General features: G+C 48.7%; 12 protein-coding genes. 10 read left to right on the top strand and 2 right to left on the bottom strand.

What is annotated here, in order from left to right; all coding sequences use genetic code 11:
- Positions 1-25: 25 nt before the first annotated feature.
- The gene (locus tag R7E51_RS06705; RefSeq protein ID WP_206957621.1) at positions 26-2,062 is read right to left on the bottom strand and encodes a TonB-dependent receptor; all 2,037 of its coding nucleotides are present in this window, start codon (positions 2,060-2,062) and stop codon (positions 26-28) included.
- Positions 2,063-2,312: 250 nt separating this feature from the next.
- Between R7E51_RS06705 and R7E51_RS06700 the strand changes: the two genes are divergently transcribed.
- From R7E51_RS06700 to R7E51_RS06680, 5 genes are read left to right on the top strand one after another with little or no spacing between them, the layout of a single operon-like run.
- Complete coding sequence (locus R7E51_RS06700) at positions 2,313-3,524, top strand: ATP-grasp domain-containing protein (protein WP_170889926.1); 1,212 nt, start codon at positions 2,313-2,315, stop codon at positions 3,522-3,524.
- A complete protein-coding gene (locus R7E51_RS06695) occupies positions 3,521-5,353 on the top strand; it encodes an IucA/IucC family protein (protein WP_170889925.1) in 1,833 nt (610 codons plus the stop codon). The genes R7E51_RS06700 and R7E51_RS06695 overlap by 4 nt, the downstream gene beginning before the upstream one ends.
- Before the next feature lie 6 nt (positions 5,354-5,359).
- Positions 5,360-6,565, top strand: coding sequence for an MFS transporter (locus tag R7E51_RS06690; RefSeq protein WP_206957619.1), 1,206 nt, complete (start codon positions 5,360-5,362; stop codon positions 6,563-6,565).
- Positions 6,537-8,366 (top strand): IucA/IucC family protein, encoded by a 1,830-nt coding sequence (locus R7E51_RS06685; RefSeq protein ID WP_206957617.1) that lies wholly within the window; start codon positions 6,537-6,539, stop codon positions 8,364-8,366. Before R7E51_RS06690 ends, R7E51_RS06685 begins: the two co-directional genes overlap by 29 nt.
- The gene (locus tag R7E51_RS06680; RefSeq protein ID WP_017820086.1) at positions 8,359-9,561 is read left to right on the top strand and encodes a type III PLP-dependent enzyme; all 1,203 of its coding nucleotides are present in this window, start codon (positions 8,359-8,361) and stop codon (positions 9,559-9,561) included. Before R7E51_RS06685 ends, R7E51_RS06680 begins: the two co-directional genes overlap by 8 nt.
- Before the next feature lie 82 nt (positions 9,562-9,643).
- Here the strand turns inward: R7E51_RS06680 and R7E51_RS06675 are convergent, their stop codons facing one another.
- On the bottom strand, positions 9,644-10,090 hold the full coding sequence (locus R7E51_RS06675; RefSeq protein WP_017820085.1) for a DUF302 domain-containing protein: 447 nt from the start codon (positions 10,088-10,090) through the stop codon (positions 9,644-9,646).
- Between the two features lie 222 nt (positions 10,091-10,312).
- On the opposite strand from R7E51_RS06675, the gene R7E51_RS06670 reads away from it, so the two are divergent.
- From R7E51_RS06670 to R7E51_RS06650, 5 genes are all read left to right on the top strand, one after another.
- The gene (locus R7E51_RS06670; protein ID WP_017820084.1) at positions 10,313-12,304 is read left to right on the top strand and encodes a U32 family peptidase; all 1,992 of its coding nucleotides are present in this window, start codon (positions 10,313-10,315) and stop codon (positions 12,302-12,304) included.
- Between the two features lie 105 nt (positions 12,305-12,409).
- Positions 12,410-12,655, top strand: a complete 246-nt coding sequence (locus R7E51_RS06665; protein ID WP_005374689.1) for a DUF3297 family protein — start codon at positions 12,410-12,412, stop codon at positions 12,653-12,655.
- A gap of 226 nt (positions 12,656-12,881) precedes the next feature.
- A complete protein-coding gene (locus R7E51_RS06660) occupies positions 12,882-13,592 on the top strand; it encodes an ABC transporter ATP-binding protein (RefSeq protein ID WP_017820083.1) in 711 nt (236 codons plus the stop codon).
- Positions 13,579-16,089 (top strand): ABC transporter permease, encoded by a 2,511-nt coding sequence (locus R7E51_RS06655; RefSeq protein WP_054578598.1) that lies wholly within the window; start codon positions 13,579-13,581, stop codon positions 16,087-16,089. The genes R7E51_RS06660 and R7E51_RS06655 overlap by 14 nt, the downstream gene beginning before the upstream one ends.
- On the top strand, positions 16,089-17,198 hold the full coding sequence (locus tag R7E51_RS06650) for a lipocalin-like domain-containing protein (protein WP_017820081.1): 1,110 nt from the start codon (positions 16,089-16,091) through the stop codon (positions 17,196-17,198). Before R7E51_RS06655 ends, R7E51_RS06650 begins: the two co-directional genes overlap by 1 nt.
- The last annotated feature ends 29 nt before the right edge of the window (positions 17,199-17,227 follow it).

Genomic DNA, 17,227 nt, shown 5'->3' with positions numbered 1-17,227 from the left:
CAGGCGCTAACTACGCACAAAAAGCCTAGAACTGATATCCGTAGCTGAGCATAAACTCGGCTGGTGCGCCGTAGCCAATCTGGTTTAAGCCAGACGTGCCGTTTGTTGCGCCAAGAATGTATTTCTCATCCAAAATGTTGTAAGCGTTCGCTTGGATTTTATGACGACCAGTGGTGTACGCCGCCATCAAATCCACCGTTGTGTAATCGCCAAGTGCGACAGCTTCGTCGTTACCTGCGTAACGGTCGCCCACGTACTTCACACCACCGCCTAAACGCCAGTTGTCATTCAATTGGTAAGTGCTCCAAAGAGAGAACAAGTGGTCTGATACATCGTTCGGCTTTTTGCCTGTGGCTTTGTCTTCCGCGTCCAAGTAGCTGTAACCCACAGAGATGTCCCACTGTTTGGTGATTTGACCGCGAGCCTCTAATTCAATACCTTGGTGACGCACTTCAATTTTATCGATCACATCGCCGTCCACGTTAGTTTGTGGTTGCTCTTGATCAATCTGGAACAGTGCCGCATTCAACATTAATGCGTCATCCAAAAGGTACGCTTTCGCACCCACCTCTTTTAAGTCGGTGTGGAAGAATTCCGCCAATTTTGGATTGATGTAGATACCAGCGTACGGTAACTGCCAAGAGCGCGCTAAACTGGCGTATACGGATGTGTCGGAATTGATGCGGTATACCAAACCAGCACGGTAGCTGACTTTGTCATCATCCAATTTTTCCTTATCTGAGCCCGCTTTTTGTTGTTCGAGCTCCATCGAGTCGTAACGCACGTTACCGATCAAAGAAAGGTCGCCCCACGTATAGACGTCTTGCACATACAAACCTGTCGTGGTGGTGGTATTGTCACGAAATGGCTTAAAGCCCGGTTCAGGCGTTGGACCAACGACTGGGTCGTAGATATTTTGCGGAGGAAGCGTTTTGTCACTTGCCAACGTTAGGTCGATATCGATCTGGTTGAAATCTGCACCCACCATCAATTGATTGTCCCTGGTTTCCCAAACCAACTCAGATTGTAAAGTGGTCGTAGTACGTGGATCGTAACCAAAGTTGTTGACGGTTTGAGACACTTCATTACCCGTCACTTTGCCCTGACGCGTGCCTTTTTGCTCAAGTTCGATATGGTTGAATGCCGCTCGGTTGTTCCATACCCATTGATCATTCAGACGCCATTCGTAATCCACCGCAATACGGAGACTGTCTGACTCCTGATAGTCGTTTGTGCCGCCAAAGTAAGTGCTTACTGGCAAATCAACTGGCTTGCCATTTTTTGATGGCACACCACGATACGGCACTAGTTCTTGATGGGCGTATTCCACGTCAACATCAATGGTGTGACCTTCCGCTGGTAACACACGAATGGTCGGTGCAATGAAGAAATCGTTTGAATCAACATGATCAACGTACGAGTCGGCTTGACGGTATTCCAAGTTAATACGCCCGTTGACCTTATCTGTAAACGCCATTGAGCTGTCGACCTGACCGACATACTGGTTGTTGCTACCTACACTGCCGTTTACGTGAGTAAAATTCTCACCGTTAGCGCGTTTCGTCACCAAGTTGATGATGCCCCCAGCCGAGCCACGGCCATACAAAGCGCCCGCAGGGCCTTTCACAATTTCAACGCGTTCAACATTCGCTAAGCTGCGGTAAGACTGCAACGTACCGTCATCTCGCAAGCCATCACGGTACATATCGTTGAGTGAATCAAAACCACGTATCATGAACTGATCGCGGCTGCCTTCGCCCAAGGTGTTATTGACCCCGGCTACCCCATCTAGCGCATCCACTAAGCGCACCGCGCCTCGGTCTTGCATTTCTGTTTTCGTTACTACGGATACCGCTTGTGGCACATCAAGCCATTCCACATCGGTTTTGGTGCCTGATTGAGGCATGTGTTCAGCATAACCTTCGTACTGATGACCGAAGACTTGAATCGTTTCAGTTGCTGATGGGGTTGAGTTCGTCTCTTCTGAAGCCACTGCGCTTGGTGCTACTAATGAAGAACCAATCGCGACCGCCAAGGGGGTCAGGGTCAATAATTTATTCATTCCATAATTCCGTTTAGTTGTTATAAAGCCAACGGATGGAAATAAGAACAAATATTATTTCTATTTGCAATATTAATTTTATGCTCTATATTTATTTACCCTAAAAACACAACTAACAACAAAAAAAACCAAATATCATAACAATAAACACTAAAACTTCTGCCCTCCGTCTCGAGAGAGGCACATTGGAAGACGACCGTGAGCGACTTTATCAACGTTAGAAGAAAATGTTAGAAAATTAGGAAAGCTCATGAAATCTACGATGATTATCGTAAGTCATGTCGTTAACGATGCAGTCACTCACGGCTTTGTGCCTGCAGCTAAAGCGATGGACCTTCACGTCGTTCTTATCACCGACCACAAGCTAAGCCATTTAGAGCTGGCGAGTCGTGATAGTCACTTTAATCCGGATACCATTCTAGAATGTGATGTCTTCAACCCATTAGAACTCATCGAAACCATCACGGAGCATGAATTAAAGCCAGACGCTATTTTCAGCAATAGTGATCACTTACAAACTTCCACCTCCATCTGCGCGCAATTTTTTGGCCTCCCATCCAAAGATTGGTCTGTCACGTTAAAGGCCAAAAACAAACACTTAACTCGACAGGTGTTAAATGAAAAATCCTTACCCAACACACAAAGCTGTTTGCTGCATCGCCATTCGAATGTGGCATTAGGCATGGCCTTCCCTGTCGTAGCAAAACCCAAAGAAGGCGTGGCAAGTTTAGATGTACAGCGCTGTGACTCCCAAAGCGAGCTCGATGCTTACTCCGAGGCGTTTTGGCAAAAGCACCCAAACGCCGCCATTCTGGTGGAGCAGTTTCTTCAAGGACCGTTGGTTACGCTCGAAACTTTAGGAGACGGTAACCAACTTATCGCCGTGGGCGGTTTTGATGTGTCGCTCTCTGAGCCGCCTTACTTCATCGAAACCGCCGCAGACTGGAACGGACCAAACGGCATTGCTCACCGAGAAGCTTGCTTGGCTCAACTGAAAGCGTTCGGCGTTGGTTTTGGAGTTTGCCACAGCGAATTTATCATTACGGAAAATGGCCCGGTTCTGGTGGAAATTAACTACCGCAGTATTGGAGATGGCCGCGAATTCTTGCTCAACAATCTCGCTCACTTCGGCTGGTTTAGCACGATTTTGGGTCTGCATCTGGGTCGAAGATTGGACGGCGATTACCAAATTCATGGGTCAGCGCACGTGCACTACGTAGTTGCGGGACACAGTGGTGTGATTGACGGAGGTTCGACGTCGTTCATCCAACACGATGACGATATCATCACCCAGCAACAGGTACTAAAAACCGCTGGAGAACACTTCCAACAGAGTTATTCCAATAAGGATTATCTCGCCCGAATTTCGATTGTCTCACCATCAGGGCGAAACCTCGACCAAGCGCTGCAGAACGCGCTTAGCAATTTCGATCTCGCTCCGACTCGTGAGGTGGCAGCATGAATGACAACGCTTTGTATCTAACGCAACGATTGATCGACACTTGCTTGCGCGAAGACATGTTTGGCATTTTGTCGAAGGCCAAGTTCAGTAGAGACGCGCCAAAAGGGGTAATTGTTCCTCAAGACGAGCAAGTCTGGCTGATATTTGCCAACTCTGATTTCACGTTGTATTTACCTGTTGCGCCAACGTATTACATGCAGCACTGGCGCTACGGTCACGCCAATGACGAAACACCACCAGGTTGGTGGGTGGAGAAAAATGGCCAAGTCGAGCATCAACAGCATTACAAAGAGTGGATTGCGCTACTAACGACACTGGCGCACGAGAGCTCTCACGAGTTGCTGGCGGGATACCTTCAAGAACTGGAATGTGCAGAGCAACACAAAGCGCTGTGTGACCAAGCGTTTCATCATCATGCAGACCACATTTCTCAACCAATATCCGAGCTTGGTTCTTGGCATCAAAAACTGCTGCTAGCCGATCAGATCGCTTCTTACCTTGACCACCCGTACTATCCAACTGCGCGGGCGAAGTTTGGCCTGAGCGATGAAGACCTTGCTAAGTACGCGCCCGAGTTCGCACAAAGCTTTGCTCTGCATTGGATTGCGATTGAAAAATCACTGGTGACATTAACCAGCGGACAACCTGATTGCTGGCCAACAATGGAGCAAGTGGGGCTTCCTGCTGATTTTGCACTGAGCCACGTTCTGTTCCCTGCACATCCGCTCACCCTGCGATCTTTAGAAGCCTTACCCGAAGGTGTGATAGAAGCGCCTTTAACGTATCTAGACGTGACGCCGACGCTTTCCGTTCGTACTGTGGTCGTCAACGAGGCACCGCACATTCACATCAAGGTTCCGCTGATCATGCGATCGCTAGGCACGAAAAATATTCGCTTAATCAAGCCTTCAACACTGTATGACGGCCACTGGTTTGAACGCCTACTCAGCCACCTTGAACAAACGGACGCCGATTTAAACAGTCGCTTGTTCCATTGCAACGAAAAACACGGTGGACACATCGGCGAGGATAAAACCTTCGCGTACATCGTACGTGAGTACCCACTTACTCATTGCGAAGACAAAGCGTTAGTTCCGGTTGCAGCACTAGCAAGCCCAATGCCTGACGACCGCTTGTTCTTAGAACATTTGGCAGAACATTACTATCAACAAGATACGCTGGCGTGGTTCCAAGATTACGTCGATCTATTATTCCAAGTGCACCTCACCTTGTGGCTTCGTTATGGCATCGCATTGGAGTCCAACCAGCAAAACGCCATCATTGCATTTGATCAACAGGGCAGAATGACGCTCGCGATGAAAGACAACGACGCGGCGCGAGTTTGGCCAGAGCGCTTCCGCTTTGCAACAGACCATGCTGCCGAAAAACACGGCGCAAAAACAATTCCAGTGGATTGCGATGAACTGCTCGACCAACGCATCAAAGTCGACAATGAATTGGCGCTCGGTCAGATGTTTACCACCATCACACTGCAACTGGATATCGCAGCGATTGTAGAATCTATGGCAGCGAAGGGCATTGCCTCTTCAGCATCGCTTTACGCCATCGTGGCCAAAAGCATTGCAGAGCAACTCAACCGATTGGAAGGCGAAGGGTTAGAGACAAAACTGGCACGCGAGTTACTGCAAGAGGCGCCTGATTTGTACGCCAAGTACTTGTTGAGCTCTGGCAGTTTGCTCTCGAAAGAAGCCTCCGGCGCGAGTGACATCAATAAGTTCTATGGTTTGTCGGCTCCGAACTTCTTGCTGCTTTCTAACGAAGAAGCGCAACGCGCCTACTTAGAAGCCATCAAAAAAAGCGTACGTTAAACGATTATGACCAAACTCATCTACAGTGTGTTGTTGTGCCACTTTATCGCTGCGTTTGCCGCGTTAGGTATGCCGCTATTTCTACCCGTCGTGTTGCCAACGTTAGGCGCAAGCATTGATGCGGACTGGGCAGGGGTATTGTTTATCCTACCTACGTTTTGTACTGCGTTGGCGGCGCGATTTTGGGGCAACTTTGCCGATCGCTACGGTCGCCGCCTCTCACTCTTGCGTGCGCAACTTGGCCTTGCAGCAGGGTTTGCGCTGTGCGGCTTGGCAGACAACCTCGCCATGTTTGTGTTTGGTCTTATTGTTCAAGGAACCTTTGGCGGCACCATGGCCGCCTCGAACAGCTACTTATCTAGTCAAATTAAAGAAGCCAAAACACTCGGCAAGTCACTCAATAAAACCCAACTATCTGCTCGCTTGGCGCTGATCGTTGCGCCCATTGGGCTCGGCTGGAGCTTGTCAGAGACCAACCCGCTCAACGCGTACCTGTGGTTATGCGTTTTGCCTTTGATTGCGATGGGCATCACGCTAACACTGCCAGTGGATAAACCCGCCGACCAAAACCTCGAAAAGCCAAACTCAGAACCTCAGCAAGAAAAACCGGTTGCACAGAAAAACGCAATGCATGCCATTCGTTGGATCTTCTTTGCTCAGTTCGGGTTTGCGTTTTCTATGGTGGTGACCTTTCCTTATTTCTCGCCGTTTGTGCAGCAATATGGCATCACTAACCACGCATGGATCGGTTTTTTGTACGCACTGCCGCATGGTGTCTATCTGTTGCTGGCAGGCAAAATCCACGTGTTGTCAGATGGGCTGAATCGGCATCAACCGCTGCGCACGTTGTGGCTTGGGTTTGCATTGCTTGCCGTGAGCTCTGCCTTGCATTTGATTGCATCCGAAACCGCACTCATTGCTGCGAGAATTATCTTCGGCATCGCGATGGTGTGTTGTTATCACGGATTGCATCAGCATCTTGCGAGCAATCTGGATCGCAAACTCAGTGGCAAAGTATTTTCTCGCTTTGATGCCATGTCCAAATGGGGGGGCGTGGCAGCGGGATTTTGCGCTTCTTTCATTTCTAGCTTGGGGCTACTTGAGGTTCCTTTCCTACTTTCTGCGATAGTCAGCGTAATCACCTTGATCGCGCTGGTTCTCCATTCAAAATTTGGAAATCAACATGTTACAAACTCAATCCTCTCAGACTAGCGAGTTGCGCGCGCATGATGTGCAGCTCAATCGTGAGAAGGCCCAACTCAACACGATAATGGGTGTTCTTAATTGTTACTTACGTGAATTTGCGCTACCGAATCAACAAGTGGAATGGCACTACCAATCGACATCGCTACCCCAAACGTTAAAACGCAACTATTCCGCCAAGCAGCGGGTAGCCGTTCATCTTTCTCAACAAAATGACGTGCTGGTTTTGCCGATTCACTACGCGAGCAAACTGGGCAAAATCAAATTGGCAGAACTGCCGTGGGCGAAAATGCCGGGATCTGGTTGGGCGAAATTGGATGCCACGCAAACTCTTACGCTTTTGCTTAACTATCTCAAGCAGGTGTTGGCGATCCCGTTCAACCATGAGCTGATCGAACAACTGGAAAATAGCGTGCTGGTTACCGAGCAGTTTCTCAACGTCGCGCCCAAATCGCATCACAACGAGTTTATCGCTTCGGAACAATCTCTGATTTGGGGGCATACTTTCCATCCGACCCCGAAAAGTCGTTCGGGCGTCACCATGGATGATCTCTTGGCGTTTTCTCCAGAAGTCGGCGCGCAAGTCCCGTTGTACTGGTTTGAAGTGGATACGTCCTTACTTGATGTGCTGAGTTCCGACGGAGAAGCTAACCCTGCGCAACGCATGCTACAACAGCTCGCGCCACAACACACCACCAGCAATGGGAAGATCCTCTACCCTTGCCATCCTTGGGAAAGCTACACCATTTTGAGCAACCCAAGCGTGAAGCGTGCCATTGAACAAGGCAAGATCACGCCACTGGGTTTAGGTGGTGAAAAGATGCAGCCGACCTCTTCAGTTCGTACCCTCTACCATCCAGATATGGATTGGTTTGCGAAATTCTCCATCAACGTACGATTAACCAATTGCGTGCGAAAAAACGCGTGGTACGAACTCGACAGCGCCGTGCAGCTCACGTCGATTCTCAAACCAATTCGAGAAAACGAACAGCTGCACAACCCCGTATTTAAAGTGATGACAGAGCCTTACGCCACCACATTGAATCTAGAAAGTGTCGCTGAGCGTAATTGGGATGACAACACCAAAGCGCGCGAATCGTTTGGGATTTTATACCGCGAAAATTTCTCGCTGAGCGAAGTCGACATCTTAAAACCAACCCTCGCTGGCGCTCTGTTTGCTTACGACAAAAACGGCAACAGTTGCATTGCTCAACGCCTTAAAAACAAAGCGCGTACTACGCAAAATCGCTATTCCGACATCGCGACACTGTGGTTTGAACGCTATTTGCATTGCCTAATTCCAGGTGTGTTTAACTACTACTTCAAACACGGGGTGGCGTTTGAGCCGCATTTGCAAAACACCTTGATTGGCTTTGAACAAGAGATGCCGTGTTGTGTTTGGATTCGTGATTTGGAAGGCACCAAGTTACTGCCAGAGTTTTGGCCAGCAGAAACATTAACTGACTTGTCTGAACGCGCGCGACAATCGGTTTACTACAGTCGCGAACAAGGCTGGAATCGCATCGGATACTGCACCTTTATCAACAACATCAGCGAAGCGATTTTCTTCATCGCAGAAGGTGATGAGCCACTAGAGCAAACGCTGTGGAATGCGGTGCAAAGTGCCATTGTGCGTTGGCAGTCAGTGAATGGAAAACAGCCAGAACTAGAAGCATTGCTGAATGGCGGTCACTTCCCAAGCAAAAATAATTTCACCACGCGTTTGATGCAAAAAGCCGATAAGGAGTCGGGCTATACCCAAGTCGCCGCGCCTTGGCAGCAACACGAAAAAGGAGCGCAACATGTCTAATTCACTCTCCCTATCGACACGCGTTAGCCAGCAAGTTCACACGCTCGCACAGCAGCAAAATCAACCCTTGTGCGCGTACGTGTATGACCTAAACGCCTTAGAAGAACACATCAAACAACTGCGTCACGTTTTGCCGAAAAATGTCGAGCTATTTTACGCAGCCAAAGCCAATCCATCGGGCCCTATTCTCAAAACGCTCGCGCCGTATGTCGATGGTTTTGAAGCGGCGTCTGGCGGGGAGTTGACACACCTCCACCAGCAACAACTCGATAAGCCATTGATCTTCGGTGGCCCCGGAAAAATGCTAAGTGAATTGCAACAAGCGATTGAGCTGGATGTCGATGGAATTCATGTCGAAAGTCTCACCGAGCTAAAGCGCATTGGAGCACTAACCGAGCGCCTCAACCGCCCTACTTCGATCTTTTTGCGTATGAACATTGATATTGGCGACATCACGCTCAGCAAGTTGGCGATGGGTGGCAAGCCGACTCCATTTGGCTTGGACGAGTCCGAACTGAGTAATGCTTTAATGTTGCTGCGCGATTTCCCGCAAGTGTCACTGAAAGGTTTCCATTTTCACTTGATGTCGCATCAGCTCGATGTTGAACGTCACTTAGCGTTGATGCAGCGCTATTTCCAAGTCGTGAAGGCGTGGCAACAGGAGTTCGAACTCGGTGAGCTGATGATCAACTTGGGCGGCGGCATGGGCATCAACTACCAAAACCCTGAGCAACACTTTCCGTGGATGGAGTTTTGCGACAAGTTGGAATTCCTCATCGCTAAAGAGCAAGTGCAAGATTGGACACTGCGTTTTGAATGCGGACGTTTCATCACGGCGGCATGCGGTTATTACGTAATGGAAGTGCTGGATATTAAGCAAAATCTTGGCGAAAACTTTGTCATCGCGCGCGGAGGAACCCACCATTTCCGCACGCCAGCAGCGCAGAGCCATGATCATCCATTCGTCATCCTGAAAAGCGAGCAACACCATGAGATTTCTCACCCAATTCAGCATGCACAAGCGACCTTTGTCGGCCAGCTTTGTACGCCCAAAGATGTGCTGGCACGCAATCAACACGTCGCCCACGTCGATATTGGTGATTACGTTGTGTTTACCTTAGCGGGCGCGTATGCGTGGAACATCTCCCATCAAAACTTCTTGATGCATGAACCGCCGATCTTCCACTATTTCTAAACGGCATACTTCGCTTCATTCAAGCCCCAATCATTGGGGCTTTTTTATTCTTCAACATAACAAGCAGCCCTAATACTGCACCCTACTTCGCCGCCGCGTTGGTTAAATTGCCCAGCACGCCGCTGATTTTGTTCAATACCTCGTCACAGCCTTCAATATGATGGCGCTGCTTTAAATACATAGGATCGTTATAAGCTAACCACGTTTTGCCTTCAGCATCTTCATACACCAACACTTTTTGGGGTAAATCGAGCGCCACTTCCTGCGCACAGATCATCAGTGGCGTGCCCACTTTAGGGTTTCCAAACACGATAACTTCGGTTGGTCGCAACGTCATATCGACTTTCGCGGCATTCTCTTGATGGTTAATGCGCGCAAAGACGTTCAACCCTTTTTCTTGCGCGATAGCGACAAATTTATCCGCTGTATCTTTTGCTGAATGCGTGCTCGCAACGGTTACCACGCCCTCACCAGCCAACGCACTCAATGACGTCAACGCCACGACCAACCCGATGATTACTTTTTTCATTTGTCGTCCCTTCCTCTCTATCTGAGTCGAAAACTGTAAATATAGAAAAACCAAGTGTATAGAAGTCAGATTCCGCTATCGCGAATTGCACTCTACCCACTCAAGAGTCGACCGTGTAACACGGATAAATTGATTCAGATTAATAAAGCATTAACTAGCCGAGCATCAAAAGCGTGAAATACGTAACATTTGCAGCCTATTTTAGTAAGAAAGAGAAAAGTAGTGACACGCGATCAATTTGAGTTATTAGCACCCGGTGGTGATTTAGATTCCATCAAAGCCGCCATTGCCGCTGGCGCCGATGCAATTTACTGTGGGCTCGACCGCTTCAATGCTCGTAACCGAGCGACCAACCTCACCTTAGATAACTTAAATGGCGTGTTAACGTTGGCCCATCAGCACAGCTGTAAGATTTTCCTAACGTTGAATGTGCTGATTTTAGAAAGTGAAATTCCAGCGATTGTTCGCTTGCTCAGCCAACTGAACACCACCAAAATCGATGGCGTGATCGTACAAGATCTCGGTCTGGCCTACATTCTCAAACATCACTTTCCCGATTTGGATGTGCACGCTTCAACGCAACTGAACACGCATAACGAAGGCCAAATCCTCTTTCTCAACCAGCTCACCGCAAGCCGAGTAAACTTATCTCGCGAACTTAACATCAGTGAGATAAAACATCTGGCGCAATTTGGTCGCGAGCACAACGTAATGATGGAAGTGTTTGTCCACGGCTCATACTGCATCGGATTCTCCGGAATTTGCTACATCAGTTCCGCTCGCAATGGCGCATCTGGTAACCGTGGACGCTGTAGCCAACCTTGTCGCGAACAGTACGAAACGACCAAAACAGGCAACAACTACCCACTCAATATGAAAGACAACTCCGCCTTTGGGGACTTGGAAGCGCTTGCCGATGCTGGCGTGTATTCATTAAAAGTGGAAGGGCGAATCAAGAAATCGCACTACGTCTATACCGTGGTCGACAATTGGCGCCAGCAAATCGATCGCTTGTGCGAGGGTTTGGAACTCTCTGAAGACACCACAGAGTTATACACGGTGTTCAACCGTGATTTCTCCAACGCATTTTTGCAAGGTGATTTCGGCAAGGCGATGTACATCGACAACCCGCGCGACCATGCTGTAAAGCATTTTTCGAAGGTTTACCAATGCCAGTCTGCTGATGATGTACAAGCGGTGAAAAAGAAACTCTACGATGACAAAACCGCGATCATTGAGAAAGTGGCAGAGCAAACTAAGTCGTTCGATGTCACTTCAACACAAGTATCCGGCAGCAGCTTGAAAGGGTCGATTGATGTGCCAACTCTGCCAACGTTACCTCAACCAGAACCTCGCCAAGGTGCGCCAAAATTATCGGTTCTGATCTCGTCAGCACAAGAAGCCATGCTGTGCGAATACCACGACGTTGATGTTTACTATCAATTGCCAATGGGATTGTCTGGTGAACTGAGCGCGATGATTGAATTGTTCCAAGCCAACCCAATGCTCAAACCTTGGTTCCCAGCCATTTTGATTGGCGAAGACTACCACGCCGCGCGCGTATTTTTGGAAACCATCCAACCTGAGTGGTTGATCACCAACAACTCAGGTGTCGGCATGATCGCAAAAGAGCTCGGCTTAGGCTGGGTGGCAGGCCCACAACTGAACACGGTGAACTCATACGCGTTTAAATGCCTTCAAGACGAGTTCGCGGCAAGTGGCGCGTTTGTTTCTAACGAGCTGAATATGAAGCAGGTGCGTCACATAAAGCGTCCGAAAAACATGCGCAGCTTCTACAGCATTTATCACCCGAACACTCTACTCACGAGCCGCCAATGTTTGTTTCAACAAACCGAAGGATGCCGTAAGGTGAAGGTCAACAAAAGTTGTTTGAAACGCTGTGATAAACGCACGTCTATCATCAACTTAAAAGACAATCCTTACTTGGTGCAAAAACAAAAAGGCAGCCACAATTCAATCTACAGCGAGCACAACATCTTAAACCTGCAAGTGCTGCACGATCTGCCGCAATTGTTTACCGATGTGTTGATCGATCTGCGTGATATCCAGACCGAAACGAAAGTCTCAGCAAGCAAACCTGAGTTGATTGACGCGTTCTTAGCTCTACTTGAAGAACACAGCGAACAAACCGTCCAAACGCTGAATGCCATGATTCAACCAACAGCCAACGCGCAGTATTTAAAGGGGTTGTAGGAGTTACTTGAAAGTTAAACAACGCATCGACTCTCAACATATCTTGAACACACACAGTGCACTGACTACAATAGCGCACTTTTTACGGAATTTAGGTCACACAAAATGACAGACACAGCTAAACCAGCTCTACCAGATCGCCTAGCGGGTAACCCACGTAGCCCATTCTTCATCAAAGAATGCTTCGAGCACCAAATCGGTATTCGTATCAACGGCCAAGAGCGTACTGACGTAGAAGAATACTGCATCAGCGAAGGTTGGGTAAAAATTGCTTCTCCTAAAGCAAAAGACCGTTTCGGTAACCCAATGCTAATCAAGCTTAAAGGCGAAGTTGAAGCGTACTACGTGTAAGCTGACTACGCTGAATGTATTTGAAAGCTCGAGTCTGACTCGGGCTTTTTTAATGCCTGTCATATCCCCTTCTCGTTTAATCTATTCCCTCTTCTTTTCAGTACAAGTTATTAAGAAATCGATGTAAATCGCTGTTTTTATCTGATTGTTGTCTAAAGTTTCTAAAGAACGAACAGCAATAAGCATTGCCAAAAGAAACGACACCTTTTGAATACAGGGAGAGGAAATGGAAAGCCCACTTGTCACACTCAAACACGCCAGCAAAAGCTTTGTCGATGGCAAAGAGACACATCGCGTGTTGGAAGGCGTCGACTTCACGTTGAACACAGGAGCGAGTGTTGCGCTGACGGGCGCAAGTGGCAGCGGCAAAAGTACTTTGCTCAATGTCATCGCTGGCTTTGAGCCGCTTTCCGATGGTGAGTTGTGGTTAGATGGCGATAACACGGCGGCTTGGAAAGACCCACAATGGAGCCGATTTCGACATCAAAAACTCGGTGTTATCTTCCAGCAATTCAATCTATTAACGCCGCTCAACGTGCAGCAAAACATCGCCTTCCCTCTGCATTTGAATCAACAGAAATGGAACGACTGGTGCGATTATTTGGTCGAGACTCTAGGTATCAGCCAACTTCTCGACAGGCATGTTTCTGCCCTTTCCGGAGGTCAACAACAACGAGTCGCGATTGCGCGCGCATTGGCACACAAACCTAAGCTTCTACTCGCCGATGAACCCACAGGTAACCTCGACCAAAAAGCAGGCTTGGAAGTGATGAAACTACTCAGTGAAATCACCACCCAAGGCAATACCGCCGTGCTCTTGGTGACCCACAGCCATGAATGCGCTGAATTTATGAAAGCACGGCTGCGATTGGATAACAGTCAGCTACAGAACAGCCATCAAGTAAACAAACATGAGCTTCACCATGAAGCAAACTAAGCCATCAAACAACAGATTCACTCATACTCGACTCGCCCTGAATCTGTTTGCAGCGCACTATCGGCAGGCGCCACTGCAAGCCGCCGCGATTCTGATCGGTATCGTGTTGGCTGTGACCTTATTCGTTGCGGTGCAAGCCATCAACCTCAATGCCAAACGAAGTTATGCGGAATCTACCGAGCAGCTTAGCGCACAAGCTCAGAACTTAATTATTCCACCAGCAGGGCAAAACTATCTGCCCGAGTCTCTTTATTTCACCCTTAGACAAAACGGGCTCAGTGCAGCACTACCTGTAATCGAAGGGCGAGTGAGAGACGAACAAGGGCGTCGCTGGTCAGTGCAAGGTAGTGAGTTGATTGCCGCAATTTCCTCACGTTCGCGCTATTCGTCAGAAAACCAACAAAACGTGTCTTTGTTCGACAGTGCTTTACCTTTACCTGAGCTTTTGGCCGGTAAGCCGATCGTGATGATGAGCCAATCTCAACATCAAAACTTAGGGGAAGTAGAAACCCTAACTCTGGATGACATTCCAACCCAAGTGGTGGTGCTACCAGACGAATGGCAGTTAGGTAGCCGAATGTTGATGGACATTGGCTTTGCCCAGCAACTGCTCAATAAACAAGGGCAGCTCAGTTACATTGCAGTTTTCCATTCGGGTGATAAAGGGGATAAAGACACGCAGGCAAATTGGCAGAAGCTGATTAGCGATCAAGGGCAATGGATTTCCAATAACCAAAGTACAGACCTTGGTTCGCTGACCGACAGCTTTCACCTCAACCTCACCGCAATGAGCTTACTCGCGTTTTTAGTCGGGCTGTTCATCGCTTACAACGGCGTAAAGTACAGCTTGCTGAAACGCAATCGGCTGTTAGTGCAAATTCAACAAGCGGGTGTTGCGCCGAGCATTGTGTTCTCTGCGCTGTTAGTTGAGCTCACTCTTCTCGTTACCATCGGCGCTTCCCTCGGTTTTGTATTGGGCATGCAGCTTAGCCACTGGTTACATCCGACCGTGGCACTGACTCTAAAGCAACTTTATGGCGCGACACTGCTGCCCGGAACTTGGCAGTGGCAATGGTGGGCACAAGCATTGCTACTCACGTTAGTCGCCACCCTGCTGGCATGTTGGCAGCACTTTAAACAGCGAGTGCGCCAGCCGCTTTCCTCTCATGGCGGATTTTATCAAGCGCCGGAAGCCTCTAACGAAAACCAATTGTTCGTGATAGGTGCTTCGTTGACGGCTCTCGCACTCGCAGGGTTATGGTTGAGTGAGCATCACCGCTTCACCATGGCGTGGCTCGGCGTGCTTGTGGTGTCGATTCCTTTATATCTACCCAAAACACTCAGCGTCTTAGCCAATTGGTGTGAAAAACGCACCAATTCCGGTTTGATGCAGTATCTTTTTGCTGAGTTGCGCGAGCTGATTTCTCCGCTTTCTCTCGCCATGATGGCACTGCTACTCGCCGTTACAGCCAATATGGGGATGAATACGCTAGTGGGCAGTTTTGAATCCACCTTAAAACAGTGGTTAGAACAAAGGCTACACGCCGATATTTACGTCAGCCCTGCCCAAGGAGAGATCGCTGATGTAGAGCGCGCGTTAGGGCAGTTCAATAATGTTGAGACCGTCTACAAGCAATACTACGTCGACGATAACCTGCAAGGCTTACCGATTTTGCTTGGTACCAAAGACAAAGACACCTTAGAACAAACCATGGTGTTCAAATCGCATTTGGAGAACTTCTGGTCACGCTTTTACCAAGGTGAGTTGGTCGCTATCAGTGAACCAACCGCGGTCAAACTGGGTTTATCACTGGGTAGCGCGCTCACGCTTGATGCCGTTCCAAATAAGAACCTGCTTGTGGGTGCGGTATTCCACGATTACGGCTCACCCAACGGTGAAGTGTTATTGGCACCCAAATTATGGCAAGAGAGTGGCTTTACCGACCTGCCAACAAGCCTTGGCATTAAAGTATCAGGAGACCCACAAATCGTATACGAGCAACTGCGCGAGCAATTGAATCTGCATCCAAGTCAGCTCTACGATCAGGCGCAAATCAAATCCATCGCGTTGGATATTTTCTCGCAGACCTTCGCCATTACACGCGCACTCAACGGCGTGACGTTGATGGTCGCGGTGATTGGTTTGTTCAGTGCTTGTTTTATGTTGCTCGACGCGCGCAAAGCCGCCATTGCAAGGCTGTATGCACTTGGCGTCAGCCGTCGTAAATTAATGACCATGGTGGTCGGGCAGATCGTCGCTTTGGTCAGTTTTACGCTGGTCATTGCCCTGCCCCTCGGTGCGATGGTGGGTTATGTACTGACAGACATCGTCACCTTACGAGCTTTTGGTTGGAGCTTAAATTATCTGTGGAATTGGAGTGATGCGCTGAGCATTGCGGCAATCACCATCTTGGTGGCAGTGATCGCAACCTTGATTCCGCTGTGGCGATTGGTCAGTAAGCCTGTCGTCTCCAGTTTGCAAAGCGAGGTCTTGTGATGGTTCGATTGGCAAGCAAGCTTACTCTACTCATAAGCAGCTTATTCCTATTCGGTTGTGAAGATGCGCAGCAACAAAATATGGGAACTTTTCTGGGCAGTGGAGATATGCAAAGCGAAAGCAACCTATTCACACCCGTAGAAAAAGGGGTTGAACTCACCTTTCCTACCGATCATCAAGCGCACCCAAACTTTCGTCATGAATGGTGGTACTTAACCGCTAACTTAATTGATGAAGAAGGCAACCCACTTGGCGTTCAATGGACACAATTTCGCTTTGCTGCTGCGCCGCCAACGGGCGAAGATGACGTGAAGAAAACCGAGTGGCAAACTCAGCAAATCTACATGGCGCACAGCGCAGTCACGACAACCGACAAACACTATGCAGATGAAAAATGGTCACGCGCTCAAGCGTCCTTAGCCGGCGTCGATAGCTCTCCATTTCGTGTTTACCTCGATGATTGGCAGTGGACCTCTTCAACCAACGACCTCTTCCCTGCCACGCTAAATGCCAATTCAGAGCAGTTTGGCTACTCACTAAAACTGACCAGCAGCGCACCTTATCAAAAGCAAGGCGAGCAAGGTTACAGCACCAAAAGTGCCGATGGTCAGGTGGCTTCGTATTACTACAGCCAACCGTTTATTGATGTCTCCGGTGAAGTCACCATCGACGGCGAAACTCATCAAGTGTCGGGTGAAGGCTGGATAGATCGAGAGTGGAGCTCGCAATTCTTACTCGACTCACAACAAGGCTGGGACTGGTTTGCTCTGAGGTTGAGTGACAAAACCAGCTTGGTGGTGTTCCAGTTGCGGGATTCCAAAACCGGACAAGCTAGTTACGCCAGCGCAAAGCTGATGCAGCAAGATGGCTCTGGCATCGCCATTTCTCAAAAAGACATTCGCTTAATAGCAACCAAGCAAACAGAAATCCAAGGGCGAAAGTATCCAACCCAGTGGCAAGTGTCGATTCCAAATCAGCAAATTGAGCTTACCGTTTCTGCTCTCAACCCGAACGCGAAAATGCCGCTTTCGGTACCTTATTGGGAAGGCCCAGTACGTATTGAGGGCTCTCATTCTGGGACTGGTTACATGGAGCTAACGGGGTATTGAAATGTTGAGCGGGAGCCCCAATTATTCTA

It is taken from the genome of Vibrio sp. Vb1166 (assembly GCF_033338695.1).
Taxonomy (GTDB): Bacteria; Pseudomonadota; Gammaproteobacteria; order Enterobacterales; family Vibrionaceae; genus Vibrio; species Vibrio alginolyticus.
Note: the sequence above shows the minus strand (reverse complement) of the source record. Positions and strands in the feature narration are given on the sequence as shown.